At 58.8% G+C, this 26,006-nt stretch carries 27 protein-coding genes; 1 reads left to right on the top strand and 26 read right to left on the bottom strand.

The genetic code is table 11. The features are described from left to right. Nucleotides 1–16 precede the first annotated feature (16 nt). The 22 genes from ACZ5RG_RS05955 to ACZ5RG_RS05850 all read right to left on the bottom strand — a co-directional run bounded on the left by ACZ5RG_RS05955 (nt 17) and on the right by ACZ5RG_RS05850 (nt 21,325). Nucleotides 17–226 (bottom strand): hypothetical protein, encoded by a 210-nt coding sequence (locus ACZ5RG_RS05955; RefSeq protein WP_298601297.1) that lies wholly within the window; start codon nt 224–226, stop codon nt 17–19. Nucleotides 227–236: 10 nt separating this feature from the next. Continuing rightward, complete coding sequence (locus tag ACZ5RG_RS05950; RefSeq protein WP_464448018.1) at nt 237–1,109, bottom strand: DUF2189 domain-containing protein; 873 nt, start codon at nt 1,107–1,109, stop codon at nt 237–239. Nucleotides 1,110–1,229: 120 nt separating this feature from the next. Then, nucleotides 1,230–2,480 carry a PLP-dependent transferase gene (locus ACZ5RG_RS05945; RefSeq protein WP_464448017.1) on the bottom strand — a complete coding sequence of 417 codons (1,251 nt, stop codon included), beginning with the start codon at nt 2,478–2,480 and terminating at the stop codon, nt 1,230–1,232. A 72-nt stretch (nt 2,481–2,552) separates the two neighbouring features. Then, complete coding sequence (locus ACZ5RG_RS05940) at nt 2,553–3,077, bottom strand: phosphoribosyltransferase (protein ID WP_019429037.1); 525 nt, start codon at nt 3,075–3,077, stop codon at nt 2,553–2,555. 59 nt (nt 3,078–3,136) lie between these two features. After that, the gene (locus ACZ5RG_RS05935) at nt 3,137–4,465 is read right to left on the bottom strand and encodes an adenylosuccinate synthase (protein WP_298601290.1); all 1,329 of its coding nucleotides are present in this window, start codon (nt 4,463–4,465) and stop codon (nt 3,137–3,139) included. A 17-nt stretch (nt 4,466–4,482) separates the two neighbouring features. Next, a complete protein-coding gene (locus tag ACZ5RG_RS05930; protein WP_464448016.1) occupies nt 4,483–5,643 on the bottom strand; it encodes an ATP phosphoribosyltransferase regulatory subunit in 1,161 nt (386 codons plus the stop codon). A 66-nt stretch (nt 5,644–5,709) separates the two neighbouring features. Beyond that, entirely contained in the window at nt 5,710–5,895 is a 186-nt protein-coding gene (locus ACZ5RG_RS05925; RefSeq protein WP_464448015.1) for a DUF2065 domain-containing protein, read from the bottom strand. A 3-nt stretch (nt 5,896–5,898) separates the two neighbouring features. Next, the gene (gene hflC, locus ACZ5RG_RS05920) at nt 5,899–6,798 is read right to left on the bottom strand and encodes a protease modulator HflC (RefSeq protein WP_312260111.1); all 900 of its coding nucleotides are present in this window, start codon (nt 6,796–6,798) and stop codon (nt 5,899–5,901) included. A gap of 11 nt (nt 6,799–6,809) precedes the next feature. Beyond that, a complete protein-coding gene (gene hflK / locus ACZ5RG_RS05915; protein ID WP_464448014.1) occupies nt 6,810–8,186 on the bottom strand; it encodes an FtsH protease activity modulator HflK in 1,377 nt (458 codons plus the stop codon). A 56-nt stretch (nt 8,187–8,242) separates the two neighbouring features. Then, complete coding sequence (gene hflX, locus ACZ5RG_RS05910) at nt 8,243–9,439, bottom strand: GTPase HflX (RefSeq protein ID WP_298603229.1); 1,197 nt, start codon at nt 9,437–9,439, stop codon at nt 8,243–8,245. Between the two features lie 43 nt (nt 9,440–9,482). Then, a complete protein-coding gene (hfq, locus tag ACZ5RG_RS05905; protein WP_019429044.1) occupies nt 9,483–9,728 on the bottom strand; it encodes an RNA chaperone Hfq in 246 nt (81 codons plus the stop codon). An 89-nt stretch (nt 9,729–9,817) separates the two neighbouring features. Continuing rightward, entirely contained in the window at nt 9,818–11,158 is a 1,341-nt protein-coding gene (gene der, locus ACZ5RG_RS05900; protein ID WP_298603233.1) for a ribosome biogenesis GTPase Der, read from the bottom strand. Nucleotides 11,159–11,177: 19 nt separating this feature from the next. Beyond that, nucleotides 11,178–12,311, bottom strand: a complete 1,134-nt coding sequence (bamB, locus tag ACZ5RG_RS05895) for an outer membrane protein assembly factor BamB (RefSeq protein WP_464448013.1) — start codon at nt 12,309–12,311, stop codon at nt 11,178–11,180. Continuing rightward, nucleotides 12,311–12,982 carry a YfgM family protein gene (locus tag ACZ5RG_RS05890; protein WP_464448012.1) on the bottom strand — a complete coding sequence of 224 codons (672 nt, stop codon included), beginning with the start codon at nt 12,980–12,982 and terminating at the stop codon, nt 12,311–12,313. Before ACZ5RG_RS05890 ends, bamB begins: the two co-directional genes overlap by 1 nt. 21 nt (nt 12,983–13,003) lie before the next feature. Then, complete coding sequence (gene hisS / locus ACZ5RG_RS05885; RefSeq protein ID WP_312260170.1) at nt 13,004–14,299, bottom strand: histidine--tRNA ligase; 1,296 nt, start codon at nt 14,297–14,299, stop codon at nt 13,004–13,006. Between the two features lie 38 nt (nt 14,300–14,337). After that, on the bottom strand, nt 14,338–15,609 hold the full coding sequence (gene ispG / locus ACZ5RG_RS05880) for a flavodoxin-dependent (E)-4-hydroxy-3-methylbut-2-enyl-diphosphate synthase (RefSeq protein ID WP_464448011.1): 1,272 nt from the start codon (nt 15,607–15,609) through the stop codon (nt 14,338–14,340). Beyond that, nucleotides 15,606–16,499, bottom strand: a complete 894-nt coding sequence (locus tag ACZ5RG_RS05875) for a helix-turn-helix domain-containing protein (protein ID WP_464448010.1) — start codon at nt 16,497–16,499, stop codon at nt 15,606–15,608. The genes ispG and ACZ5RG_RS05875 overlap by 4 nt, the downstream gene beginning before the upstream one ends. Beyond that, nucleotides 16,492–17,643 (bottom strand): dual-specificity RNA methyltransferase RlmN, encoded by a 1,152-nt coding sequence (rlmN, locus tag ACZ5RG_RS05870; protein WP_298603245.1) that lies wholly within the window; start codon nt 17,641–17,643, stop codon nt 16,492–16,494. The genes ACZ5RG_RS05875 and rlmN overlap by 8 nt, the downstream gene beginning before the upstream one ends. Nucleotides 17,644–17,676: 33 nt before the next feature. Then, entirely contained in the window at nt 17,677–18,102 is a 426-nt protein-coding gene (gene ndk, locus ACZ5RG_RS05865) for a nucleoside-diphosphate kinase (protein ID WP_019429052.1), read from the bottom strand. 123 nt (nt 18,103–18,225) lie between these two features. Then, nucleotides 18,226–19,434 carry a pseudouridine synthase gene (locus ACZ5RG_RS05860; protein WP_298603248.1) on the bottom strand — a complete coding sequence of 403 codons (1,209 nt, stop codon included), beginning with the start codon at nt 19,432–19,434 and terminating at the stop codon, nt 18,226–18,228. Then, a complete protein-coding gene (gene scpB, locus ACZ5RG_RS05855; RefSeq protein ID WP_298603251.1) occupies nt 19,431–20,183 on the bottom strand; it encodes an SMC-Scp complex subunit ScpB in 753 nt (250 codons plus the stop codon). The genes ACZ5RG_RS05860 and scpB overlap by 4 nt, the downstream gene beginning before the upstream one ends. Before the next feature lie 140 nt (nt 20,184–20,323). Continuing rightward, nucleotides 20,324–21,325: an RluA family pseudouridine synthase gene (locus ACZ5RG_RS05850; protein ID WP_464448180.1), complete on the bottom strand. Its 1,002-nt coding sequence runs from the start codon at nt 21,323–21,325 to the stop codon at nt 20,324–20,326. 52 nt (nt 21,326–21,377) lie between these two features. Between ACZ5RG_RS05850 and ACZ5RG_RS05845 the strand changes: the two genes are divergently transcribed. After that, on the top strand, nt 21,378–22,184 hold the full coding sequence (locus ACZ5RG_RS05845; RefSeq protein ID WP_298603254.1) for an outer membrane protein assembly factor BamD: 807 nt from the start codon (nt 21,378–21,380) through the stop codon (nt 22,182–22,184). On the opposite strand, the gene ACZ5RG_RS05840 is transcribed toward ACZ5RG_RS05845, so the two are convergent. From ACZ5RG_RS05840 to zapE, 4 genes are all read right to left on the bottom strand, one after another. Further along, entirely contained in the window at nt 22,162–24,162 is a 2,001-nt protein-coding gene (locus ACZ5RG_RS05840; protein ID WP_298603300.1) for an ATP-dependent DNA helicase, read from the bottom strand. The genes ACZ5RG_RS05845 and ACZ5RG_RS05840 overlap by 23 nt on opposite strands. 95 nt (nt 24,163–24,257) lie before the next feature. Then, on the bottom strand, nt 24,258–24,476 hold the full coding sequence (locus tag ACZ5RG_RS05835; protein WP_298603257.1) for a DUF465 domain-containing protein: 219 nt from the start codon (nt 24,474–24,476) through the stop codon (nt 24,258–24,260). Then, on the bottom strand, nt 24,473–24,811 hold the full coding sequence (locus ACZ5RG_RS05830; RefSeq protein ID WP_298603258.1) for a hypothetical protein: 339 nt from the start codon (nt 24,809–24,811) through the stop codon (nt 24,473–24,475). The genes ACZ5RG_RS05835 and ACZ5RG_RS05830 overlap by 4 nt, the downstream gene beginning before the upstream one ends. After that, entirely contained in the window at nt 24,808–25,905 is a 1,098-nt protein-coding gene (gene zapE, locus ACZ5RG_RS05825) for a cell division protein ZapE (protein ID WP_312260104.1), read from the bottom strand. The genes ACZ5RG_RS05830 and zapE overlap by 4 nt, the downstream gene beginning before the upstream one ends. Nucleotides 25,906–26,006: the final 101 nt, after the last annotated feature.

The raw sequence follows: 26,006 nt of genomic DNA, 5'->3' as shown, positions 1-26,006 counted from the left end.
GCGTTAAAAAGAGGCGTCAGACAGGAGGCGTTTGAGCATCAGCAGCATCGGGCGCTGCCACGGCACCGTCTAAGTTGCCCGCTTCGTCGGCCGCATCCGGATCGGACCCGTCATCTGGAAAGAGGCCTGATTTGCGGTCGGACTTGGCTTTGAGCTTGTCTTCTTTTTTGCGTTTCTTGGCCAATTCTTTCTGGCGCTTTTCGAATCCGTAGTTGGGTGTGGCCAAGATGGCTCCTTTAATTTGAGCTGCCCAATGTAACAGCTTCTTCAGGGCTTTCTTCCCATTCAACGCTGCCACGGTAAGCATGCCAGCTGGCGTGGCCCAACCAAGGGCCTACGACGATGATGCCCAAGGCCCATGGCCACAGGGCAGCCAGCACCAAAACGCTGAGCAACAAGCCCCACAAGAACATGACCCCCGGATGGCTGAAAACCACCCGCATGCTGGTCAGCACAGCAGAAATGGCATCGGTGTCGCGGTCCAAAATCATGGGGATCGACACCACCGACAGGCCATAAACCAGCGCGGCAAAAGCACCACCCACTGCCAGATAGACCATCAAGAGCTCGATGTTTTGCGGATTGAACACGGCTTCGATCACACCCGTGGTGGACGGCATGCCGGTGTTGAAGAACACCGCAAACACCACCAGCGATGCCCTGCCCCACAACAATTCCAGCACCATGAGCACCAAAATCAGCATGGCCATGCTGCGGATATGCCGGTCCCAACACATGAGCGATGTGGCCATATCAGGCAACTCGCCTTGCTCTCTCTTGCGGCTGACTTCGTACAGGCCCATGGCCAAAAATGGCCCCACCAGTAAGCAGCCCGACACCAAAGACAAGGTGTATTCGGGCTTGTGCCTGAACACCAGGGCCAACACCTGTGCCATGAACCAGAAGCTCAAGCCATAAAACAAGGCAATACCGGGATGACGCGTCAGGTCTTGCCAGCCCTTGGTCAACCAGCGGAATGGGTCAGCAAAACCCAACGCACGCATGCGCGACTGCGGGCCTTCGGGGGCTGGAGGCACATAAGGTGCGGCCATGGTGGGCAGATCAGCGGACTGTTCAGTGGGCACGGGAAGCTTAGCGTCTGCAGTCATGGGCAATTGAGTCATCGGTGAAATGCCCAGATTACCCCCGCTAAGCGGACTTGAACAGTCAGGAAACTACCCAGTAGGTCCGCAGTTAACAGGTATTCAGCTTAATTTAAACCGGCCAACTCATGCCCAAGGCAAATGGGCTTGCATGGCTTGACTCAGGTCCATCATCAGGTCTTGCGCCGACTCGAGGCCCGTAGAAAAACGCACCAAGGTGCCATGCTTCAAATGCGCAGGCCAACCCTGCCGCATAGAGTCCAGCTCGTAGGGCACTACCAAGCTGACCGGGCCGCCCCAGCTGTAGCCAATTTTGAACAATTTCAGGTGGTCGCAAAACGCATCCACCTGCGCCTGGGTGTAGCGGGCATCGATCATCACGCTGAACAAGCCTGCCGCCAAACCGGTGCCGGGCTTGCGCTCGCACACGGCTTGCCAATGGGCGTGCCCAGGTGAGCCTTCAAAGGCCGGATGCAGCAGCTGTGCACATTGAGGCTGTGATTGCCACCAAGCCGCCAGTGCCCGTGCGGTCTGGTCGTGCGCTTGGTAGCGCAGAGAAATGCTAGGCAAGGAGCGCAACACGGATTCGGCATCATTGGCCGCAACGCCCAAACCCAAACGCATGTGACACAGCTTGATTTTCATGTGCAAGACCGCGTCACGGGTGATGATGCTGCCCATCAACACATCGCCGCCGCCACTGGGGTATTTGGTCAGCGCATGGGCGCTGATGTCAACGGCCAGACTGCCCTGCCCGCCAAGGTGAACGGCATCCCCCAACAAGTCAAAAGGCTTGAAGGCCAAACCCGCACCCCAGGTGTTGTCCAGCGCACTGCACACGCCTTGGGCTTGGCACACGCGAACCATCTCGGCCAAATCAGGAAATTCCATGCTGACCGAGCCCGGCGCTTCCAGCCACACCAAGCGTGTGCGGGGGCTGATCTTGCGGGCCAGATCAGCGGTGTCCATCGGGTCGTAGACTTGGTGCGTGATGCCGTAATGGCGCAACTCCCCTTCGGCCAGCGCTTTGTTGGGGCCATAGGCGTTGTCTGGCAACAGCAATTCATCGCCGCTCTTGAGCAACGCCAAGGCCACCGTTGCCAATGCGGCCAAGCCACTGGGCACCAGCACGCATTGGACGCCGCCCTCAAGGGTGCACAAGCGCTCTTCGAGCGTGTAGGTCGTGGGCGTGCCGTGCAGGCCGTAGGTATAAGCCGATTTGTCCTTCCATTCCCGTTGGCGCATGTCGGCCACAGTCGGAAAGTACACCGTTGAGGCCTTGAAAACCCCCGGCTGAGGGGCATCAAAACCAGCAGGCGGTTGGTAGGGGTGGTGAATCAACCGGGTCATGCCCTTGGAGAAGTCAGAATCAGTCATCTTGTCATCCTAATGCAAACAGCCTCCCAAAGGAGGCTGTTAAAAGTCAATCGACGCAGCGCGCCCAATGGATCAGACGCTCCACTTTTCCAGCAGCTTTTCGGGGCGCATGTTGTCATACGGCTCGAAGGGCTGGTGAATCCATGGGTTGGTTGGTAACTCTTCGACAGAGTAGTCGGCCTTGAAACCCGAAACGCCCTTGGTCCAGATCACGGCCGTGCGCAATTCTGTGATCGGTGTGTAGTTGTTTTTCAACTGGTCTACGACCGCACGCAAGGTGTGACCGGTGTCGGCCAAGTCGTCCACCAACAGCACTTTGCCGGCGATCTCACCTTTGGGCGTGGTGATGTAACGGGCGATGTCCAGATGGCCCTGCACGGTACCGGCTTCGGCACGGTAAGAGCTGGTGGACATGATGGCCAGTGGCTTGTCAAAAATACGCGACAAGATATCGCCTGGGCGCATACCGCCGCGGGCCAGGCACAGGATGTTGTCAAATTCCCAGCCCGACTGGTGAATCTTAATGGCGAGTTTTTCAATCAGATTGTGGTACTCGTCGTAGCTCACGTACAAGTGCTTGCCGTCTTCGGTCAACATGGGGTTACTCCAAAAAAATCAGGGGTTTGAAATAGGTGTCTGTTTGCAAAACCCGGCGCTCAGGCGCCAAAGGGGTTGTGCAACAAAATGGTGTGGTCACGGTCCGGGCTGGTCGACACCACATGCACAGGGACGCCCGTGACTTCAGCGATGCGTTCCAGGTAACGACGTGCCGTAGCAGGCAATTTGTCCATGTCGGTGACGCCCACTGTGGTCTCGGTCCAGCCGGGAATCACTTCGTAGATCGGCTTGCAACGGGCAATCTCGTCTGCACCCATGGGCAGGATGTCGATGGTTTCACCATCGAGCTCGTAAGCTGTGCACAACAACAACTCTTTCAGCCCATCGAGCACGTCCAGCTTGGTGATGCACAAACCCGACAGACCGTTGACCTGAGCACTGCGCTTGAGCAAAGCGGCGTCAAACCAGCCGCAGCGGCGCGAACGGCCTGTGGTCACGCCTTTTTCAGCGCCGACAGTAGACATGTGGTACCCGGGGGTGCCAGGGGTTTCCCAGTCCAGCTCGGTGGGGAACGGGCCGCCACCGACGCGGGTGCAATACGCTTTGGTGATGCCCAAGATGTAATGCAACATGCCGGGGCCCACGCCAGAGCCTGCCGCCGCATTGCCGGCCACGCAGTTGCTGGAGGTGACAAACGGGTAAGTGCCGTGATCCACATCCAGCAAAGTGCCTTGTGCACCTTCAAACAGCAGATTGGCACCAGCTTTGTGGGCGTCGTTGAGCTCGCGCGAAACATCGGCCACCATGGGCAGCAACTCTTTGGCGTACGCCATGGCTTCGTTGTACGTCGCGTCAAAATCGACAGGCGCTGCACCCAGAATATTGACCAGAATTTCGTTGTGCAAAGCCAAGTTTTCGCGCAGCTTGTTGGCGAAACGCTCGGGGTATTTCAGGTCTTGCACGCGCAGGGCGCGGCGGGCTACTTTGTCTTCGTAAGCGGGGCCAATGCCGCGACCTGTGGTGCCGATCTTGGCCGTTCCGGCCTTTTCTTTGGCAGCTTCGCGGCCCACATCCAATGCCACGTGGTAAGGCAAGATGAGTGGGCAAGCCTCGCTCACGCGCAGGCGCGAACGAACCTCCACACCGGCTTTTTCAAGGCCGGCAATTTCTTCGAGCAATTTGGGTACCGACAAGACCACACCGTTGCCGATGTAGCACTTGACGCCGGCACGCATGATGCCGCTGGGAATCAGGTGCAAAGCGGTTTTCACGCCATTGATCACCAAGGTGTGACCCGCGTTGTGACCCCCTTGGAAACGCACCACGCCCTGAGCGCTTTCGGTCAGCCAGTCGACCAGTTTGCCTTTGCCCTCGTCGCCCCATTGGGTGCCCACGACGACCACGTTACGGCCTTGCTTCATATTCATGCTTGAAATGTTCTTTCTCAAAGAGCTTGTACTACCCACTGCCCTGCTGCTTCAACCAGCTCGCGGTCGCAATGGAATTCGTCAACTTCGCTTTCGTGCCCAGGCAAAACGCACACCACGGTGTCGCCGCGGCTGCGCAAAGAGGCAATGGCCGAGCGCAAGCTGGCCGAGTTGCCCCAGGGTGCCCGGATCGCTGCACGCAGCGCCAAAGGTGTCACAGCGGACACCAATTCTTTCAAATCTAGGCTGAAGCCCACGGCGGGGCGGTCACGGTCAATGCGGTGACCAAACACAGCGCCGACACCGTCATAACGACCGCCACGGGCCAGTGCATCGGAGGCACCTTTGGCGTAAATGGCAAAGCGCATACCGCTGTAATAGGCGTAACCACGGGAATCGCCCAAGTCAAAACTGATGGCGGCACCCGGAATTTGCGCGGCCAGCCAGCGCAGCTGTGTCAGGGCTTCGGTGATGGCGGGTGTCGCAGGCAGGCACTGGGCCGCTTTGTCCAACACAGCGACGTCACCGTACAAGCTCACCAAAGCACGCAAGCCATCGCGGTTGGCGGGCGCAAAGCCGTCCGTCAAACGCGCAATCGCGCTGCCATCTTTGATGGCCAGCGCGGCGTGGATGTCGTGGCGTAAAGCGTCAGAAATAGCCTCAGCCTGCAACAGGCTGTTAACAATGCGGGCATCGGCCAAGTCAACCTGCAAATCGCCGACACGGGCAGCACGCAGGCAGTCCAGTGCCAGTTGAAGAATCTCGAGATCGGCCTCGGGTCCGGCATGGCCGTAAATTTCGGCGCCCAACTGCAAGGGTTCACGAGTGGCATGCGGGCGTGCGGGACGGGTGTGCAAGACGGGGCCGCAATAGCAAAGGCGAGTCAGCCCTGCGCGACCGAGCAAGTGGGCGTCAATGCGGGCCACCTGGGGGGTGGTGTCGGCACGCAAGCCCAAAGTGCGGCCAGAAAGCTGGTCTACCAACTTGAAGGTCTGCAAATCCAGCGCTTCGCCCGTGCCCGTGAGCAGTGACTCCAAATGCTCCAGCAGCGGCGGCATGACCAGCTCGTAGCCATAGCCACGGGCGGTGTCAAGCAGTTCGCGACGGAGTTCTTCGATGTGACGTGCCTCGGAGGGCAAGACATCGGCAATGTGATCCGGGAGGACCCAAGCAGACATGGGAATGGAGGGGGACGGTTAAAACAGGGATTTTACCGGCTTGGAGGCCGATTTCCGGGATTCGATTCAGGAAACAAGCCAGAACAGCAACAATCCCGAAACGACCATGAAAAGACCAAAGAAGCGGATTTGCCCGTCTTCGAGCTGCAGCAGCTGCTCGAAAAGGCGTCGCCAACGCAGTGGCGACATCATCGGCATCAAGCCCTCCAGGATGAGCATGACGCCCAACGCCAGCAGGAGGGTTTCAAGCAAAGTTTACTTTCGTGCAGGCGTATTGCCCGACGAACCGCGCATGCCCTTGAAGAACTCGGAGCTGCCCGGATCGAGCACCATCACGTCGCTTTTGCTGTTGAAGCTGGATTTATAAGCTTCCAGGCTGCGGTAGAACTGCGCAAACTGGGGGTCACGTCCAAACGACTCGGCATACAGACGCGCCGCTTGTGCATCGCCTTGCCCTTTGATTTTCTGGGCTTCGCGGTAAGCGTTGGCCACGGTCACTTCACGCTGACGATCTGCGTCGGCGCGGATTTTTTCGCCTTCAGCACCACCGGTCGAACGAAGCTCGTTGGCCACACGCTTGCGCTCAGCCTCCATGCGGCGATAAACCGACTCGGTGATGGTGTCCACGTAATCGGCGCGGGTGATGCGCACATCCACCACATCCACACCCCAAGGCTTGGCACCCTTGACCACAAGGAGGACGGCCGCTTTCACATCGTCCATCAGCTCTTCACGTTTGAGCGAAAGCAGCTCCTTGACGGTGTGCTTGTTGATCTCTTCCTGGAAGGCGTTGCGCACCACACGGTTGAGCTGGCTGGTACCGGCTTTTTCGTCCAAACCCACGTTACGGATGTAGGCCTGTGGATCGGCAATGCGCCAGCGTACATACCAGTCAATCACGACACGCTGCTTCTCTGCCGTCAGCATCGGCTCATTGTCCGGGCTGTCCAGAGTCAACAGACGCTTGTCAATGTAATTGACGTTTTGCAGCGGGGGGGGCAGCTTGAAGTGCAAGCCGGGCTCGGTGATGACTTCCTTGATTTGACCCAAAGCATAGACCACGCCGAATTGGCGCTGGTCAACCACAAACACGGTAGAGCTGAACAGCACAAAGGCCACCAGCAAAGTCGAAACCCACAATCCAATGCGATTCATTTTCTTTGTCCTTATCGTGGATCGCGCTCACGCGAACGCTGGAGGTCGCGTGAACGTGTGTCCACTGCACCGTTGTTGGCACTGGCTGGTGTGGCGGGCGCGGTGGCATCTACAGTGGGCGGAGCCACTGCAGTGACCTGCTGCATGATCTTGTCGAGCGGCAAATACAACATGTTCGAGCCCTGCTTGCTGTCCACCAGCACTTTGGTCACGTTGCTGTAAATCTGTTGCATGGTGTCGGTGTACATCCGGTCACGCATGACTTGCGGTGCCTTCTGGTACTCGGGCAAGATGGTTTTGAAGCGCTGTGCATCGCCTTCGGCTTGCGCCACGATGCGCTCACGGTAAGCATCGGCCTCTTCTTTCAGGCGGGATGCGGCACCCACAGCACGGGGCACCACGTCGTTGGCGTAGGCCTGGGCTTCGTTTTTGGCGCGTTCGCGCTCTTGGCCTGCCTTCAACACATCGTCAAACGCTGCTTGAACCTGCTCTGGGGGACGCACACCGCCTTGTTGCAAGTTGATGCCCACCACTTCAATACCCACCTTGTAGCGGTCCAGAATGGTCTGCATTTTTTGGCGGACACGGGGGGCAATCTGGTCGCGCTCTTCGGCCAGGGCTGAATCCATCTTCATTTTGCCCACCACTTCACGCACAGCGGTTTCAGCAGACTGCACCACGGCTTCGGTCGGGTTGCGGCTTTCAAACAAATACGCGCGGGCATCGCTCAAGCGGTATTGCACAGCGAACTTGATCTCGACGATGTTTTCGTCTTCGGTCAGCATGGCCGACTCGCGCAAGCCTGTGGCCTTGATGATGTTGTCGCGGCCAATGTCCACCGACCTAATCTGTGTGACGAACACCAACTCGTGACGCTGGACCGGATAAGGCATGCGCCAGTTAAAGCCAGCACCCACAGTGGAGTGGTACTTGCCAAACTGAGTGATCACCGCTTGCTGGCCCTCTTGCACAATGAAGAAGCCCGTACCCAGCCAGACGAGCAAGGCCGCAGCCAGAACCACACCCAGACCCAGGTTTTTAAAGAAAACTGGAATGCCGGGGCCACCAGAACCACCGCCCGAACCACCAGAACCTTGCGGTCCGCCTTTACCGCCAAACAATTGGCCGAGTTTGCGGTTGAAGTCACGCCAGAGCTCGTCCAGGTCGGGCGGACCACTTTGTTGAGGCTGCGAGCCACGGCCAGGCGGTTGTTGCCAAGAATCAGGCTTGGGTCCCTGTGGAGGAGGCACATCGCCTGCAGGCTTGTTGCCTGCATCGGCTGTTGACTTGTCGTCGTCCCGACCCCATCGTGGGTCATTCAGATTGAACATGCCTCGGATCTTTGCAGGAAGCAAGGACCATCGCAGGGCTGGCAGATGAAAATTCATGGTGAAGTGTCTTTGTCGAAATGACGAATCCGCATTGTGCCGAATTCGAGTGGACCTCAATGCAGATCACCCGGATATTCCCGGGTCATGTCACGGGGATCTGCGGGTTCTTGAACGGCTGGGGGTAAGGCGGCCTTGACGATGTCGGACAAGGCCGAACGCAACAAATCAAGCCCCTTGCCAGATTTGGCACTCAAAAATACCCGGGGAACGGCCACACCGTCTTGCTCATACTGGTCCTGCATTTGCAAGGGATAGCGCTCGGGTGCCAGTGCATCCAGCTTGTTAAAGACCAACAACTGCGGCACGGTGTCGGCACCGATCTCGGCCAGCACTTTTTGCACTTCGGCCATTTGCTCCGGGAAATCCGGGTTGGCAGCGTCCACCACGTGAAGCAGCAAATCGGCTTCGGTCGCTTCTTGCAAGGTGGCCTGAAAAGCCTCCACCAGACCGTGCGGCAAATCACGGATGAAGCCCACCGTGTCGGACAAGGACACCGAACGCCCTGCCTCGCCCAGATACAACTGGCGTGTGGTCGTGTCCAGCGTAGCAAACAGCTGGTCTGCGGCGAAGGCGCGCGCTTTGACCAAGGCGTTGAACAAGGTGGATTTTCCGGCGTTGGTGTAGCCCACCAAGGAAATATTGAAAGTGTCACGCCGCTCACGCTGGCGGCGTTGTGTGTTGCGCTGCTTTTTGACCTTGACCAAGCGCTCTTTGATGCGTTTGATCGAGTCGTTGATCATGCGGCGGTCCAGCTCGATCTGGGTTTCACCCGGGCCACCGCGCATGCCGATGCCCCCGCTTTGACGTTCCAAGTGTGACCAGCGGCGCACCAGCCGGGTGCTCAGGTATTGCTGACGCGCCAGCTCAACTTGCAGCTTGCCTTCGTGGCTGCGCGCACGCTGACCAAAGATTTCCAGAATCAGCAAAGTGCGATCGTTGACCGGCAAGCCGATGTGACGCTCCAGATTGCGCTGCTGGGCCGGGCTCAGGGCTTGGTCAAACAAAACCTCGACAGCACCGTGCATCAAGGCAAGCTCTTTGATTTCGTCGGCTTTGCCGCTGCCCACAAACAGGGCCGGATCGGGCGCTTTGCGTTTGCAGGTCAGGCGTGCCACGGGCTTGAGGCCACCCGACTCGGCCAGCAAGCCCAGCTCTTGCAGGTCGGCATCGAAATGCGGCAGCCCAAAGTCAACGCCGACCAATAAGGTCGGCGCGGGTTTGTTGAATGGTGTTTCAGACAATGTCAGCAACCTCCGGCGGTAGCTTCAAACCGCGGGTCGAGTAAAAACCGAATCAAGCGGTGATTTCGCCGGTTTCGGGAGTGCTGAATGTCACAGAACGACCGGGAACAATGGTCGAGATGGCGTGTTTGTAAACCATCTGAGTGACCGTGTTGCGCAAGAGCACCACGTATTGGTCAAACGATTCGATTTGGCCCTGCAGCTTGATGCCGTTCACCAGGTAAATCGAGACGGGCACATGCTCTTTGCGCAGTGCGTTCAGAAAGGGGTCTTGCAAAAGTTGACCTTTGTTGCTCACGATATTCTCCGTGTTCAGAAGTTTTGAAGAGACTGACCTTACCACAGGGCAAGGTGGTGATATTTGAGGAAAATTGATTTCCTCAAATATCAACTGGATTCTTTGTCAGCGTAGGGATTGGTGGATGTCTTCATCTCAATCCGCAGTGGCGTGCCAGCCAAACTGAAGGCTTTGCGGAAGCGCCCTTCAAGGAAACGTTTGTAGGTATCGGTCACGTGCTCAAGAGAATTGCCGTGCACCACGATCACAGGCGGGTTCATGCCACCTTGGTGCGCGTAACGCAACTTGGGGCGGAACATGCCACCGCGCTGGGGGCTCTGGAACTGCACGGCTTCGAGCAGCAGGCGCGTCAAAATGGGGGTGCTCATCTTGCACATGGCCGATTTGTGCGCCTGGACGATCGAAGCCCAAACAGGCCCCAATCCCTGGCGTTTTTTGGCCGAAATAAAGTGCATGTTGGCAAAGCTCAAGAACGGCAAACGGTTCTCAATCGAGCGTTGCACCAACTGGCGCTGGTATTCATCGACCGCATCCCACTTGTTGATGGCCAACACCATGGCGCGACCGCTTTCGAGCGCATAGCCCGCAATGTGGGCATCTTGGTCGGTGACGCCCTGCTCTGCGTCGAGCAGCAACAAGACCACGTTGGCCGACTCGATCGCCTGCAGGGTTTTAACAACCGAGAACTTCTCGATGGCTTCAAACACTTTGCCTTTGCGGCGCAAGCCAGCGGTGTCGATCAACTCGAATTTTTGCCCTTGGCGCTCAAATGGCACCGAAATCGCGTCACGCGTGGTGCCTGGCATGTCAAACGCCACCAAGCGCTCCTCGCCCAGCCAGGTGTTGATCAAGGTGGACTTGCCCACGTTGGGTCGACCGGCTACGGCCAGTTTGATCACCGAGGGATCTTCCTCGGTCTCTTCGGGCTCATCGGGCAGGTTGAGCAACTCAAAAGCCAGCTCCACCAGACCACGCGTGCCTTGACCGTGGGCAGCCGAAATGGCAATCACCTCGCCCAGACCCAGCTCGTAGAACTCGGTCAGCTGAATGCCTTCCAGCATGCCTTCGGCCTTGTTGGCCACCAACAAGCAGGGCTTGCCGATTTTGCGCAGGTATTTGGCGATGTCATGGTCTTGGGCAGACAAACCGCCCCGCGCATCGACCACAAAAATGACCACGTCGGCTTCAGCCACCGCTTGTTGCGTTTGCTTGGCCATCTCTTTGTAGATTCCAGTGCTGGCGTCGGGCTCGAAACCGCCCGTATCGATCACGATGAATTCTTGTCGGCCTTGTTTGCCGTTGCCGTAATGGCGGTCACGGGTCAGGCCCGCAAAGTCGGCCACGATGGCGTCCCGGCTCTTGGTGAGTCGGTTGAACAGCGTGGATTTGCCCACATTGGGGCGGCCTACCAGGGCCAGTACAGGTTTCACTTAAAAATTTTCCGATCCATCATTCAGGGCGAAATCCGAAGACGCCCCCGGTGCGTGTCACCACCACCAAAGTTTGGCCAGCGGCCACGGGTTTGCCCACAATGGCGCTGCCGTCTGTGCTCAATCGTTGCAAAGGCTGCCCATCCTGACGCGACAGAAAATGGAGCAAACCCTTGTCATCACCCAACACCACCGAGCGGCCCAACACCAAAGGTGCCGTCAAGCCTCGAAAGCGCAAAGCTTCTTGCGTCCAGGCGGGCTGGCCACCCTGACGCTGCCAAGCCACGACCTTGCTGTCGGACTCGGTGCCAAAAACCAGATTGTCATCGCCGTCCAAGCCTTCATGGCCTTGGGCTGGACGCGTCCACAAGGTGGTGCCGCGGTTGGCATCCACACACGAAACAGCCGACTGAAATGCGCGCACACACACTGAGTTGCCAAAGCGGCTGGCCCCTGCGACCAAGTCCACCAGACGCTCCACCTCGTTGGTACCCCGAGAAGAACCCACCAGCGTTTCCCAGCGCACCGCACCCGTGTTGGGATTCAAAGAAGCCAAACGCCCTCCCCAGCCTGCCAGCAAGGTGTCGCCAAACGGGATCAGCAAGCCCGCTTGCTGCAACACCAATGGGTCGCCGGTGCGCTGCTGCGTCCAGATCTTTTGACCAGACGCACCATCCAGCGCCGTGACTGCACGGTCAGCGGTCAACACAAAAACACGTGCACCGGCCACCAAAGGCGCGGTGTAGGACAAGGCAGGCAAGCGGTAGCGCCAAAGTACTTTGCCGGCCTCAATGGCCACCACTTCGTTGTTTTGAGTGATCACGGCAAACCGCTGACCGTCTCCACTGACCCCCGTCTGGATGGGTGTGTCGAGCTTGATACGCCAAACATCCTGGCCGGTAGTGGCATTGATCAAGGCCACTTGGCCCTGAGTAGAGGCCACCGCCACTTGCTCGCCGTGAACAGATGCAAACAGGGGCGTAGTCACAGGACCGATGCTGTTGGCCCAGACTTTTTGAACCGCCAACTGGCCTGTCACGGTTGGCAAAGCTGCAGGTTGCGGCTTGTCAGGTGCGCTGGAGCAAGCGGCGATCGTGAGCGCCAAAGCGCCCATCACAGTCAAACGGGCCCAGATGTTCGAAAAAACAATCATCACTTTGGGGTCTCCGAAACAGTGGCCGCATCAGGGTCAATGCCCAATGCATTGAGTTTGGCTTGCACCAAGCGACGGTAGTCAGGGGTGTCTGCCAGTTTTTGCCATGCTTGCAGGTACGCCGCAATGGCTTCGGCATTTTGACCTTTGGCTTGCAACACGTCTCCGCGCAGGTCCGCAGCCAAACCCATCATCGCCGGCGTGAATTCACCGCCCAATTGCTTCAAGGCTTCGTCGTAAGCCTTGGCATCGAGATGCAAAGCCGCCAAACGCATGCGCGCAATGTCGCGATACGCCTTGTCAGAAGCGCCATTGGCCACCCAGCTCAAAGCATCACGGGCTGCATCGGTTTTGCCTTGCGCTTGCAGGGTTTTGGCCGCCAACAAAGCCGATTGCTGGGCAAACTGGGTGCTGCCGAATTTGTCTTTCATGTCGGCAAAACTGCGCTCAACACGGCTGACATCGCCAGAGGACACCGCGCGCTCGACTTCGTCGTAGAGTGCAGAGGCTTTGGCAGCTTGGCTTCGCTCCCAATATTGATAACCGTTCCATGCGGCATAACTGCCCAAAATGGCAATCAGCACCCAGGAAATCAGGTTGCCCCAAGTCTTCCAGAAATGCTTGATCTGGTCGAGTTGTTCTTGTTCTTCAAGGTCGAGTGGAGTGGCCATGGTGTATTACTGCTGTGCGCATCAAAGCGTGGATTGTAGGCTGTGGCCCCAGTCGGCCACGGTGCTCAAAGACTCGGTGCGCTGAGCCCCTTCGCCGTCGCGCAGCGATTTGACCGCGACCCGACCTTGGGCCAATTCTTCGGCACCAAACACCAGCGCAAAACGGGCACCCGAGCCATCGGCTTTTTTGAATTGGGACTTCATGCTGCCCATGCTCTCGCCGCTGCCCGCGTGCATTTGCGCCGATACGCCCTGAGCGCGCAAGGCTTGAAGGACCTGCATGGCCACCGGCAAAGCAGAGGCTTCGGGAATGATGGCGTACACATCGGGGGCCAGATCGGGCAAAGCCTCGCCCTGCTCTTTGATCAGTTCGAGCACGCGCTCGACACCGAGCGCCCAACCCACGGCGGGCGATGGCTTGCCGCCAATTTGCTCGATCAGGTAGTCATAACGGCCACCGCCACAAATGGTGCCTTGCGAGCCCAAGCTGGTGGTGATGAACTCGAACACCGTGAGGTTGTAGTAATCCATGCCCCGCACCAAGCGCGGGTTGATGCTGTAGGCCACGCCATTGGCATCCAAAATGGCTTTGACCGCGTTGAAGTGCGCCAAAGAGGCTTCGCCCAAAAAGTCGAGCAAACGCGGTGCGGCCTCGACCACGCTTTGCATGGCCGGGTTTTTGGTGTCCAGGATGCGCAGTGGGTTGCTGTGCAGGCGGCGCTTGGCTTCTTCGTCCAGCACATCGCTGTGCTTTTCGAGGTGGGCAATCAGGGCTGCGCGGTGGGCCTGGCGCTCAGCGGGCTGGCCCAGGCTGTTCAATTCCAGCCGCACGTCCTTGAGGCCCAGTACTTTCCACAGCTCATGGGCCAACAAAATGAGTTCGGCGTCCACTTCGGCTCCACCAAAACCCAGTACCTCGGCACCGACTTGGTGGAACTGGCGGTAACGGCCGCGCTGGGGACGCTCATGGCGAAACATCGGACCCATGTAGTAAAGCCGTTTGCCGCCTTCGTAGAGCAAGTTGTGTTCGACCACGGCCCGCACCAAGCCTGCGGTGCCTTCTGGGCGCAAAGTCAGCTGTTCGCCATTGAGTCGGTCCTCAAAGGAGTACATCTCCTTTTCAACGATGTCGGTCACCTCGCCCAAGCCGCGCACAAACAGCGCGGTGGGCTCCACAATGGGCAATCGCACATTGCGATAGGCGTAACGCGCCATCAAATCGCGCACCTGGCCCTCCAGCCACTCCCAGCGGGCAGACTCAGGCGGCAAGATGTCGTTCATGCCCTTGACGCCCACCAGCTTCTGGGCTTTTGCCATTTTTTCGGCCTTGGGGGCGTTTTCTTTCGGAAACTCGCTCATTTTTTCTCAGCAGATCCTGAACCAAAACGGTTCTCAATGTAGTTTTCAACCAGCACCTGAAACTCTTGCGCAATGCCATCGCCGCGCAAGGTCAGGCGCTTTTCGCCGTCAATGAAGACCGGAGCAGCCGGGGCTTCGCCCGTGCCCGGCAAGCTGATCCCAATGTCGGCGTGCTTGCTCTCGCCGGGGCCGTTGACGATGCAGCCCATCACGGCCACTTTGAGGTTTTCAACCCCAGGGTAACGCACACGCCAAACGGGCATCTGGGCGCGCAAAAAGTCGTCGATTTGTTTGGCCAGCTCTTGAAAGGTGCTGCTGGTGGTGCGACCACAACCAGGGCAAGCGGTCACGCTGGGCACAAAAATGCGCAAACCCAGCGACTGCAAAATCTCCGAGGCGATCACCACTTCTTGCGTACGCGCTTCGCCCGGCTGGGGCGTGAGCGAGACACGAATCGTGTCGCCAATGCCTTCTTGCAACAAGATCGACAAGGCCGTGGCCGACGCCACCGTGCCCTTGGTGCCCATGCCCGCTTCGGTCAAACCCAAATGCAAGGCGTAATCGGTGCGGCGGCCGAGCTCGCGGTACACCGAAATCAAATCCTGCACACCCGACACTTTGCACGACAGCGCGATTTGCGCGCCATTGAGGCCCATGGCCTCGGCACGCTGAGCAGACGAAATAGCCGAGCTGATCAATGCTTCGTACATGACCTGCCGCGCTTCCCAAGGTTGGGTCCGCTGGCTGTTGGTGTCCATCAATTCGGCCAGCAACTCTTGGTCGAGGCTGCCCCAGTTCACGCCGATGCGGATGGCTTTGTCAAACCGCATGGCGGCTTCGATCATCTGGCCAAACTGCACATCGCGTTTGTCGCCCTTGCCGACGTTGCCTGGGTTGATTCGGTATTTGGACAGCGCTTCGGCGCAGGCCGGATAGTCGGTCAACAGGCGGTGGCCGTTGTAATGGAAATCGCCGATCAAGGGCACGTCGATGCCCATTTTGTCAAGCTGGTCGCGAATGTGCGGCACAGCCTGCGCTGCTTCGGGCGTATTGACGGTGATGCGGACCATCTCAGATCCGGCGATCGCCAGTTCTTTGACCTGGATGGCAGTGCCGATCACGTCCACCGTGTCGGTGTTGGTCATGGACTGCACGCGCACGGGTGCGCCCCCGCCCACGGTGACCACGCGCGAACCCCAGACCACTTTGGACTGGCGGCTGTGGCGCTTGGCTGGCAATGCGATGGCAATCGGGGATGGAGAAATCATGGCTTGACCTCAAATCGGGCAGTGTTCACCACGGTGTACGGCTTGAGGTCAAAAGCTTGACCCTTGACACTCAATTGAACAGCATCAGCACGGCCGACCACCACCGAAACAGGCAAAGCAGCGGGCACGCGCTTGGTTTCGCCCGCATTCAAAACGCCGTTCCAGACCAACTGTTTTTGACCATCCCGGACTTCGATCCAGCTGACATTTTGGGCACTGAACAACAACTCTGACGTGGCTGAGGCCACCGCAACGGACGCCGCAAGAGGTGCCGCAACGGGCGCGGACACACCCAAGGGCGCAGGTTCCGACGCAGACATGGCCAACTCTGTCGGATTCAAGGGTGTGGCCACAGGCACCGAAGTGGCGGGGCTGGTACCGGCCTCTGTTGCAGGCACTGACACGGCCACCCCATCGGGCTGACCATTCAACCAGCCCCACTGTGAGGGGCTGGGCAGCCAGATCAAAGCTGCAATGACGACCAGCATGCCAACGGCTGCCCACAAAGCCTTGCCCGGCACCCCAAAAGAGGAGCGACGCATGCGGCCCAAATCAACGGGCGCGGCGTAGGTATAGCGCACAGCGCCATGCGGCTCCAGGTAGTTGGCAGATTGTGGCAACAGCGCCAAGATCGGGGCTGAATCGACTCGCAACTGTCGGCAGATGCTGGCGGCCAGGCCTCGGGCAAATACAGGACTTGCATCGGTTGGGTACTCGTCCGCCTCCAGGGCCGCCAACTGGCGCACAGGAACCTTCAGATTCGCCGACAAGACCGCCAAATGCACACCGGCCGCTTGCCGGGCCGCTTTCAACAGACTGCCAGCGGTCGCGGCTGTCGCGCCGCTGTCAGACGCGACCGCAACGCTGTCAGGGTTTGTGTTTTCAGGCATCGCCAGGCTCCTGGGCTTGAACAGAAGAAACGGGTACCAAGCGAATGGTGCGTTGCTGCGCCATGCGACTTTGAACTTGCGTGCGGTCTTTCACATCACCGGCCAATTGCCCGCAGGCGGCGTCGATGTCGTCCCCTCGGGTTTTGCGGACGGTGGTCACCAAGCCCGCTTCCTGCAGCTGTTTGGCAAAGGCCTGCACGCGGGCGTTGGACGAGCGCAGCAAGCCAGAAGCCGGAAATGGATTGAAAGGGATCAGATTGAACTTGCAGCGCAGGCCTTGGCGGGCATGCTTTTGCACCAGATCGATGAGCTGGCTGGCGTGCTCGGCTTGGTCATTGACGCCATCGAGCATGCAATATTCGAATGTGATGAAGTCACGCGGTGCGTGTGCCAAATAGCCGATGCAAGCCTGCATCAGTTCATCCAGCGGGTATTTTTTATTCAATGGGACCAGGTTGTCACGCAAAGCATCGTTTGGCGCATGCAACGACACGGCCAGTGCCACAGGACAATCGGCTGACAAACGCTCAATCATGGGCACCACACCCGATGTGGACACAGTGACCCGGCGCCGAGACAAGCCATAGCCGTGGTCATCGAGCATGGCACGCAAGGCGGGCACCAGCGCTGAATAGTTTTGCAGCGGCTCGCCCATGCCCATCATCACCACGTTGGAGATGACACGCTCATCGGTTTGCAGGTGCTTGCGCAAAAAGTGCTCAGCAAACCACAGTTGCGCCAGGATTTCTCCGGTCGTCAGGTTACGACTGAAGCCTTGGTGGCCTGTAGAACAAAAACGACATCCCACAGCGCAACCGGCTTGGGAAGAAATGCACAAGGTGCCCCGATCGTCTTCGGGAATAAACACCGATTCGATGGCGTTGCCATCGCCGACATCGAACAGCCACTTGATGGTGCCGTCGGTCGAGATGTGTTGACTGATCACGGGCAGCGCTGAAACGTGCGCGTGAGATTGGAGTTTTTGGCGCAAAGACTTGGCCAAATCGCTCATCTGATCAAAATCAGCAGCGCCCCGCTGGTGAATCCAGCGGAACAACTGGGTGGCTCGAAAGCGTTTTTCGCCCAAACCCTCGCAAAAAACGGCCAAACCATCCAGATCAAATTCGAGCAGGTTGGCCGTCATGGGGGGCAAGGTCGCGCTGGAGCCGCGACGCTATCAGCGTGCGTAAACGTTCATGCCGGCGAAGAAGAATGCAACTTCAGCGGCAGCAGTTTCAGGGGCGTCAGAACCGTGCACAGCGTTGGCATCGATGCTGTCAGCGAAGTCAGCACGGATGGTGCCTGCGTCTGCTTTCTTAGGATCGGTCGCGCCCATCAGGTCACGGTTCTTGGCAATGGCGTTCTCGCCTTCCAAGGCTTGGATCATCACTGGGCCGGAGATCATGAAATCAACCAGGTCCTTGAAGAAAGGACGTGCGCTGTGAACAGCATAAAACTGCTCGGCTTCGCCACGCGACAAGTGCGCCATTCTGGCGGCAACGACTTTCAGGCCGGCAGCTTCGAAACGGGCATAGATTTGACCGATAACGTTCTTGGCGACTGCGTCGGGCTTGATGATGGAGAGTGTGCGTTCGATGGCCATGGTATTTCCTGTACGAAAGTGTTTTGAAGCATTTTTGCCATGCGGCAAAGCCCGCTATTCTAACCCGAGCAGACCCGCCAAATGACACTGCGGCACCACATGGCCCCACAGTAGAAACTGAAATTATCGGCTGCGTCCACCGCCGCCACGCCCACCACGGCCTGGACCGCCTGGGGCTTTTTTCAAGCGGTTGAAGCTCTCCGCGCCAATGTACTTGGCCTCACTTTTCGGGGCGTCCGACTTGGCATGCAAGCCAGACCCGCCTGCAGCCTGGTTGGGTTTGGCTGCAGGTTTGGCGCGCGGCACAGCTGTGCCCATCCGACCCTGCCCCCCCGTGCGTGGGCGGCGGTCATTGCGGTCGGTTCTTGAAACCGGTCGCGGCACAGCCGTCTTGGTGCGATCAAGGGTGCCCGCAGCGCGCATGAGCGCACGGATATCGGACTCGTCCAGCTCCAGCCAAGCCCCCCGACGCAAACCGTGAGGCAACACCATCGCACCGTAGCGGATGCGGATCAGGCGGCTCACTGCATGGCCCACCGACTCCATCATGCGGCGCACCTCACGGTTGCGGCCTTCAGAAATTGTCACGCGATACCAGCAGTTCGAACCTTCGCCGCCGCCGTCTTCGATGGAGCCGAACTGCGCCGGACCGTCGTCGAGGTTGACGCCATCGAGCAGTTTTTGTTTTTCGTCTTTGCTCAAAGCGCCAAGCACGCGCACTGCATATTCACGCTCGAGGCCGAAACGGGGGTGCATCAACTGGTTGGCCAGCTCGCCGGAGCTGGTGAACAGCAAGAGGCCTTCCGTGTTCAGGTCCAGACGACCCACAGACTGCCATTTGCCGTTTTGCAAGCGCGGCAATTTGCGAAACACCGAGGGGCGGTTTTGCGGATCGTCATGGCTGACGATTTCGCCTGCCGGCTTGTGATAAGCGATCACCCGGGCTGGAGGCGGGTCAATGCGGATGTGAATGGGTTTGCCATTGACCTTGATCTGGTCACCGTATTGCACGCGCTGGCCTACGTGGGCTGGTTCGTTGTTGACCGAAATTCGGCCTTCCGCAATCAGTTTTTCCATTTCCAGACGCGAGCCCATGCCGGCTTGCGCCAGCACTTTGTGCAATTTGGGTGAATCGGTTTGGGGGGCCAGCACGCGCTTGCCCAAGTCGATGGCGACGTCTGCGGCAGCTTCTTCATCGTCAAACTGGCCCGAGACCACATCGGCCAGTTCAATCGGTTTATAGGTCGACTCTGCATGCAGGTCCGCCTTGGGTTGGCGGGCTGCGTTATCGGGTGCGGACGAGCGCTTGTCGTCGTGAGTTTCTTGGTTCATTTGTTGTTGGACTCTTCGCCATGCAGCGGACGGTCAGGGTGGTTATCTGGGTTCGCAGACAGGCTAGGATCATCACTGTGATCGGGGTGAGCGCCAGAGGCGTCGAGGGCACCGGTATCGTCCGAGTCAGCCACGATGGGCATCTCGAAAGGCAAGGCGTTGATCGCGTCTTCAAGCGACAAGGAGGGCTGAACAGGCAGTTCGTCAACCAAACCGGACAAAGCCGACGTTTGACCATCGACCTGCGAGAGCATGGGCAGCTGATCGAGGGAAGAAAGCCCCAAATCATCGAGAAACTGGCGCGTGGTGGCGTACAAACCCGGGCGACCCACGGTTTCCCGGTGGCCAATGACTTCCACCCAGCCACGGTCTTCCAACTGCTTGAGGATTTGTGAGTTGATGGTCACGCCGCGAATGTCTTCCATATCGCCCCGGGTCACCGGCTGACGGTACGCAATGATGGCCAGTGTTTCGAGCACCGCACGGGTGTATTTGGGCGGCTTTTCGGGGTGCAGGCGGTCCAAGAACTGACGCAACTCAGGCCGACTTTGAAAACGCCAACCGCTGGCCACGCTGGTCAACTCAAGCCCTTTTTGAGCCCACTCTTGTTGTATGTCTTGCAGCATTTGCCGCAGGGTGTCGGCCCCGAGCGCATCGTCAAATAACACGCGCATGTCGCGCAATGACAAAGGCTGACCTGCTGTGAGCAAGGCCGTTTCCAGGACACGTTGGGCTTGCGCCGTGTTCATGTGTCGATCTTTCGGGAAAAAAACGCCTCACGGCGTAAAAGGTGCAGAGGTCATGGCCGTTTTCGTGAAAAAACAGCCCCGTTCTGGAGGGGCTTGGTCGCTGACCAAGCCTTGGATTCGCGCGAGCCAGTGAATCTGGCTCAAGCTCCCTGAGGGGGCAGATTGTAGCTGAGACCCCAAAGAGCCAGTGCGTCAGCCATGTCGGCGGGCAAGGAAGACCTCAGATCGATCGATTGTCCGGTGATCGGATGGACAAAGGCCAGATGCCAGGCATGCAATGCCTGGCGCTCCATGCCTGCGGCTTTGACGCCACCGTAAACGGCATCCGCCAGCAAGGCATGCCCGACATGGGCCATGTGAACCCGGATCTGATGGGTGCGCCCCGTGTGCAAGGTGCACTGGACCAGACAACCGAGGTTATTTTGATCAAGCACCTCGATCGTGGTCGCGGCTGTTTTGCCCGATTGGTATGTCAAATCCACCACCGCCATGCGCAGGCGGTTGGCAGGATCCCGGCCAATGGGGGCCTCGACAGTCATGGGGGACGGTGCCGTCCAGGGCTTGTGGGCGATGGCCAGATATTGGCGACGCACGTCACGGGCCGCTATTTGCTGCACCAAGGCATCCATGGCCTGGCGCGTGCGCGCCACCACCATCAAGCCACTGGTGTCTTTGTCCAAGCGGTGGACAATGCCCGCCCTGGGCACATCGGAGGCCAGTGGGTCCAGGGCCAGCAGCCCGTTGAGCAAGGTGCCGCGCCAGTTGCCCGGTGCCGGATGCACCACCAGACCAGCAGGCTTGTTGATCACGCGCAGGTGGGCATCTTCGTAAACCACATCGATCGGCATGTCTTCGGGCACAAAAGCCTGCGACTGGGGCGTGGCCCGCAGTGTGACCTCAACCCGATGCCCCAAACGCACTTTGGTCGACACCTTGGTCACCACGCGCCCGTCAATCAGTGCGTCACCCTGTTCAATGAGTTGCTGTAAGTAACTGCGCGAAAACTCGGGCACCATTTGCGCCAAAGCACGGTCCAGTCGCTGGCCGTGCAAAGTCATGGGCACCTGGGTTGTGCGCACCTCCTCGTCCGCAGCCTCCAGCGCGCGTTCACCGTCTTCCATCAAGGCAGAGGGCTCTTCCATTTCGGGGTCGGTCGATATAATCAAGGGGTTCAACAGTACAAGGGTGTCACAGATGCGAAGCTTCAGATTATCGACGGTTCCAGCTGGCCTGGCTTTGGCCGTGGGCCTGTTTCTGTCGGGCTGCGCCAACACCCAAAAAGATGTGACCGCTGGCTGGACGCCCGAGAAAATTTACAGCGAAGCGCGTGACGAAGCCAACGCAGGCGCTTGGGACAAGGCCATCGGCTATTACGAAAAGCTCGAAGGCCGTGCTGCAGGCACCGTTCTGGCGCAACAAGCCCAAATTGACAAGGCTTACGCCCAATACAAAACAGGCGACAAAATCCAGGCAGTTGCAACCCTGGACCGCTTCATCCGTTTGCACCCTGCCAGCCCGGCCTTGGATTACGCGATCTACCTCAAAGGCTTGGTCAACTTCAACGACAACCTGGGCATGTTTTCGTTCCTGACCAAGCAAGACTTGTCCGAGCGTGACCAAAAAGCGGCGAAAGACTCTTACGAGGCTTTCAAAGAGTTGAGCACGCGTTTTCCTGCCTCCAAATACGCCCCCGAAGCACGCCAGCGCATGCTGCACATCGTGAATGCACTGGCCGCTTATGAGGTTCATGTGGCGCGTTACTACGCCAGCCGTGGCGCGCACGTCGCCGCCGTGAACCGTGCTCAGCAAGCCATTGCGGAATACCCGGGCGTGCCCGCTGTTGAAGAAGCCCTGGGCATTCTGGTCAGCTCTTATGGCGCGATGGGCATGACCGCTTTGCGCGACGACGCCAAGCGCGTGCTTGAGAAAAACTTCCCACAGTCCGATTACCTCAAGGCCGAAGGGGTCAAGAAGTCGACTAGCTGGTGGCGTCTGTGGTGAATTGACGCAAAGTCGATAAAAACTCGGCGTGCCCGCTCAGGCGGCGCATCTCCGGCAAGCCCCGCACCAGCCTGCGTCCATACGACATGGTCGTCAGACGCGTGTCACACACCACCAACACCCCTCGGTCTGTTTCGCTGCGAATCAAGCGCCCTGCCCCTTGCTTGAGCGCCACGGCGGCCTCGGGCAAAGCATGATCGGCAAAGGCACTGCGCCCCTCCCGCGTGACGCGCTGACTTCTCGCCTCGAACAAAGGGTCTCCGGGTGGCGGAAAAGGCAATTTATCGATGACCACCAGCTGCAAGGCATCGCCGGGGACATCAAACCCTTCCCAAAACGAGGCAGAAGCGACCAGCACACAACCCGCACGGCCGTCGCCTGCACCCTCTCTGAAACGCTCCATCAAGCGCCGCTTGGGGCTTTGGCCTTGCACCAGCACCTCGACATTTGCTGCCGGGTCTAAACGGGTTTGCAAATACTCGCCGATCGCGCGCATGGCGTTCAAGGTGGTCGTGAGCACCAGCGTTCTGCCCCCCAACAGCTCCACCGCTTCGACCACCAACTGCGCTACGTGCCCGGCGTGGCCTGGATCACCCGGTTTGGGCAAATGGTCGGGCACATAAAGTGCGGCTTGCAGGGCGTAGTCAAAGGGGCTGGTGACCTGCATCACCTGGGCCGAGGTCAAGCCACAAGGCTCGGTGAACCAGCGCAAGCTGGGCTCATCGCCCAAGGTGGCGGACGTGAAAATCCAGGCGCGTTGCCCCACCCCACTGCCTTGGGGCGCTTGCGGGTCAGATCCGTGGCGGGGGTCACCTGCCATCAAAGCTTGAATGGATTCAGGGTCATTGGCCTCATCGTCCAAAACCAAAGGGGCTTGAACGGGTCTCGTCAAAGCAGAAAAAGCCTGCGCGATGTCCAGCGGCGACTCGACCAAACGCAGTTGAGCGCTGACTTCTGCCCAGCGAACGCCTTCGGGATCGGGTGCCTTTGAAAACAAATCTGCCTTTTGACTCAACTCGCATGCGCGTTCAAGCAAGCGCTGAAAATCCGGTGCCAGTTCGGCCACGGTTTCGAGCCCGCTTTGCAGCTGTGCCAAAGCCTGCAACACATTTTGCAGCGCAGGCGTCCACTCAGACCCTTCGACACCTTCGGGCAAGGTCTCCGTCCATCGCAGACGGACCGAGCCCCGGTGCATGCCAGCCGCCAGACGCAAATCACGGGAAGATTTTTCCAGACGGTCCGTCAACGCATGCCAGTCAACCAAACCACGCGCCAATTGCAAACCCGTGGCCAGCACATCGCGCGACAACTCCAGCAACTGCACAGTTGACAGCTGCTTGCCCAGAAAATTCACACCGATCTCGTTGAGCTGGTGCGCTTCGTCGAACACGGTGACACGCACTGTCGGCAAGAGCTCGGCCACGCCCGATTCACGCACCGCCATGTCGGCAAAAAACAGATGGTGGTTGATGACGACCACATCCGACGCCATCGCCTCTTTACGGGCCAAGTTGACATGGCAGGCCCGGTAACGTGGACAGCTGGAGCCCAAACAATTGTCACGCGTCGAGGTGACCAAGGGCCACAAGGACGAACGCTCGTCCAGCCCCGTCAGCTCGGCCATATCACCCGTGCGGGTGGCCTGCGACCAGGTTTCAATTTTGGCGAGTGCGCGCTGCGCCCCCGGTTGAGCAGACTCGGCACTGTGCCGGGCTTGCTCCATGCGATGCAAACACAGGTAATTGGAACGCCCCTTGAGCAAGGCCACCCGAATGGGCAGGCCCAACACCTCAACCAGCCGAGGGATGTCACGGGAAAACAATTGGTCTTGCAAGGCTTTGGTCGCCGTCGACACCAGTGCCCGCTGGCCACTCAACAACACGGGCACCAGATAAGCATAGGTTTTGCCCACACCCGTGCCGGCTTCAACCACCAGTTGGCCGCCCTGCTCCAGTGTCTGGGTGACCGCCATCGCCATGTCGGTCTGGCCAGCCCTTGGTTGAAACCCGGGCACAGCCTGCGCCAAGGCACCATGGCTTGACAGGGTCTCGGAGACCCTTTGAACGAGCAAGCTCAAGCCGGCTCCTTGGGGTCCAGCATCCACTGCAATTTGGTCATTTGGTCGCGCAAAGCCAAGCGGCGTTTTTTGAGCCGCCGCAAAAGCAGCTCGTCTAAAGGCTGGGTGGCAAGAACAGCTTGGTCAATCAAGGCATCAAGGTCGGCATGTTCTATCTGCCATTCGATCAATTGCCGCTGGGGCGAACGCAAATCCTCGAAATTGTCGGTCGTCATGGTGTGCTGCGGTTTTCTGGCTGCTTACCTTCAAGGCGCAAATTGCGCTGCTCGGTTCGCCACTGGCGCTCTTGTACGTTCAACAACAAGTCTTGCTGGCGCAGTGGCTCCAGTGATGCACGGCGTTTTTTGCGGGCATCACTGAGACAGGCGTTGACCGCAAATTTTTGCCAGCAGGCTTTTGCGTCTTCCTGGTAAACCGCCATGATCAGCCCACGCTGTTGTGCGATCTCTTCGCGCTGCACACGGATGAACTCCGGCACGCCCACCAAGGACTGCGCGCTCAACCCACTGGTGCTCAACGCGGCCAAGACCGCCAACAGGCAACGTTTCATGTGAGGTGCGTGTCCACAGTGCGGTGCTCCAGCGCCAGAAATTCGCTGGACTGCATCTCGTGCAAACGCGAGACCGTACGCGGAAACTCATGCGACATTGGACCCGAGGTGTAAAGCGCCTCTGGCGCGACAGCGGCCGACATGATCAGCTTGACGCGGCGGTCATACAGCACATCGATCAGCCAAGTGAAGCGCCGCGCCTCAGATGCCATGCTGACCGGCATGTGCGGCACGTTGCTGAGCAAAACCGTGTGGTACTGGGTGGCGATTTCGAGGTAATCGTTTTGCGAACGCGGACCGCCGCAAATGGCCTTGAAGTCAAACCAAACCACGTCGCCCGCGCGGCGCTTGGCATTGATTTGACGGGCTTCGATCTGCAACACCGGATCTTCGTCCGGGCCCGTGGCCAGGCGGTTGAATGCATCGTGCATCTCAGCATCGGCCTGTTCGCCCAAAGGCGTGTGGTACAGCTTGACCATCTCGAGCGTGCGACGTCGGTAATCGGTGCCGTTGTCCACGTTGAGGACCTGCATGCGCTGGTTCAGCAAAGCAATGGCGGGCAAGATGCGGTCGCGGTGCAAGCCATCCGGGTACAGGCCATTGGGCTCGAAATTGGAGGTGGTGACAAAGCCCACGCCGTTGTCGAACAGCGCCACCAACAGGCGGTGCAAGATCATGGCGTCGGTGATGTCGGCCACATGGAACTCGTCAAAGCAGATCAAGCGATAGCGCTTGGCCATGCGCTTGCCCAATTCGTCCAGCGGATTCACCGTGCCCTGAATGGCCGTGAGTTCGCGGTGCACTTCGCGCATGAACTCGTGGAAATGCAAACGGGTTTTGCGCTGGATGGGCACCGCCGCAAAAAAGCAGTCCATCAAGAAGCTTTTGCCGCGGCCAACGCCACCAAACATGTAAACCCCTTTGGGGATTTCCGGGCGGCTGAGGAACTTGCCCAGCAAACCCGAACGCTTGGATTTGTAGGCGGCCCATTCGCTGGCGCAGCGCTCCAGCGCTTCGATGGCCCGCAACTGCGCGGGGTCACTTTGATAGCCCCGCTTTTGGAGTTCTTCTTCGTAAACGGCACGAACGGACATGGGTGACTTGCTCTTCGATTCAAAAACAAAACCCGGGACGAAGCCCGGGTTTTCAGGGATGCAGAACTTTAACCCAACTCGCCCCAAACCGCAGTTCAGGA

The sequence above is a fragment of the Limnohabitans sp. TEGF005 genome (genome assembly GCF_055394835.1).
The sequence above is the reverse complement of the archived record's forward strand: the minus strand, read 5'-3'. Positions and strand labels throughout refer to the sequence as shown.

Coding starts and splice junctions, on each gene's coding strand:
- ACZ5RG_RS05950 (WP_464448018.1), bottom strand. CDS start 1,109: ATGACTGCAGACGCTAAGCTTCCCGTGCCCACTGAACAGTCCGCTGAT.
- ACZ5RG_RS05945 (WP_464448017.1), bottom strand. CDS start 2,480: ATGACTGATTCTGACTTCTCCAAGGGCATGACCCGGTTGATTCACCAC.
- ACZ5RG_RS05940 (WP_019429037.1), bottom strand. CDS start 3,077: ATGTTGACCGAAGACGGCAAGCACTTGTACGTGAGCTACGACGAGTAC.
- ACZ5RG_RS05935 (WP_298601290.1), bottom strand. CDS start 4,465: ATGAATATGAAGCAAGGCCGTAACGTGGTCGTCGTGGGCACCCAATGG.
- ACZ5RG_RS05930 (WP_464448016.1), bottom strand. CDS start 5,643: ATGTCTGCTTGGGTCCTCCCGGATCACATTGCCGATGTCTTGCCCTCC.
- hflC (WP_312260111.1), bottom strand. CDS start 6,798: ATGAATCGCATTGGATTGTGGGTTTCGACTTTGCTGGTGGCCTTTGTG.
- hflK (WP_464448014.1), bottom strand. CDS start 8,186: ATGAATTTTCATCTGCCAGCCCTGCGATGGTCCTTGCTTCCTGCAAAG.
- bamB (WP_464448013.1), bottom strand. CDS start 12,311: ATGATTGTTTTTTCGAACATCTGGGCCCGTTTGACTGTGATGGGCGCT.
- ACZ5RG_RS05890 (WP_464448012.1), bottom strand. CDS start 12,982: ATGGCCACTCCACTCGACCTTGAAGAACAAGAACAACTCGACCAGATC.
- hisS (WP_312260170.1), bottom strand. CDS start 14,299: ATGGCAAAAGCCCAGAAGCTGGTGGGCGTCAAGGGCATGAACGACATC.
- ispG (WP_464448011.1), bottom strand. CDS start 15,609: ATGATTTCTCCATCCCCGATTGCCATCGCATTGCCAGCCAAGCGCCAC.
- ACZ5RG_RS05875 (WP_464448010.1), bottom strand. CDS start 16,499: ATGCCTGAAAACACAAACCCTGACAGCGTTGCGGTCGCGTCTGACAGC.
- rlmN (WP_298603245.1), bottom strand. CDS start 17,643: ATGACGGCCAACCTGCTCGAATTTGATCTGGATGGTTTGGCCGTTTTT.
- ndk (WP_019429052.1), bottom strand. CDS start 18,102: ATGGCCATCGAACGCACACTCTCCATCATCAAGCCCGACGCAGTCGCC.
- ACZ5RG_RS05860 (WP_298603248.1), bottom strand. CDS start 19,434: ATGAACCAAGAAACTCACGACGACAAGCGCTCGTCCGCACCCGATAAC.
- scpB (WP_298603251.1), bottom strand. CDS start 20,183: ATGAACACGGCGCAAGCCCAACGTGTCCTGGAAACGGCCTTGCTCACA.
- ACZ5RG_RS05850 (WP_464448180.1), bottom strand. CDS start 21,325: ATGGAAGAGCCCTCTGCCTTGATGGAAGACGGTGAACGCGCGCTGGAG.
- ACZ5RG_RS05845 (WP_298603254.1), top strand. CDS start 21,378: ATGCGAAGCTTCAGATTATCGACGGTTCCAGCTGGCCTGGCTTTGGCC.
- ACZ5RG_RS05840 (WP_298603300.1), bottom strand. CDS start 24,162: ATGGCGATGGCGGTCACCCAGACACTGGAGCAGGGCGGCCAACTGGTG.
- ACZ5RG_RS05835 (WP_298603257.1), bottom strand. CDS start 24,476: ATGACGACCGACAATTTCGAGGATTTGCGTTCGCCCCAGCGGCAATTG.
- ACZ5RG_RS05830 (WP_298603258.1), bottom strand. CDS start 24,811: ATGAAACGTTGCCTGTTGGCGGTCTTGGCCGCGTTGAGCACCAGTGGG.
- zapE (WP_312260104.1), bottom strand. CDS start 25,905: ATGTCCGTTCGTGCCGTTTACGAAGAAGAACTCCAAAAGCGGGGCTAT.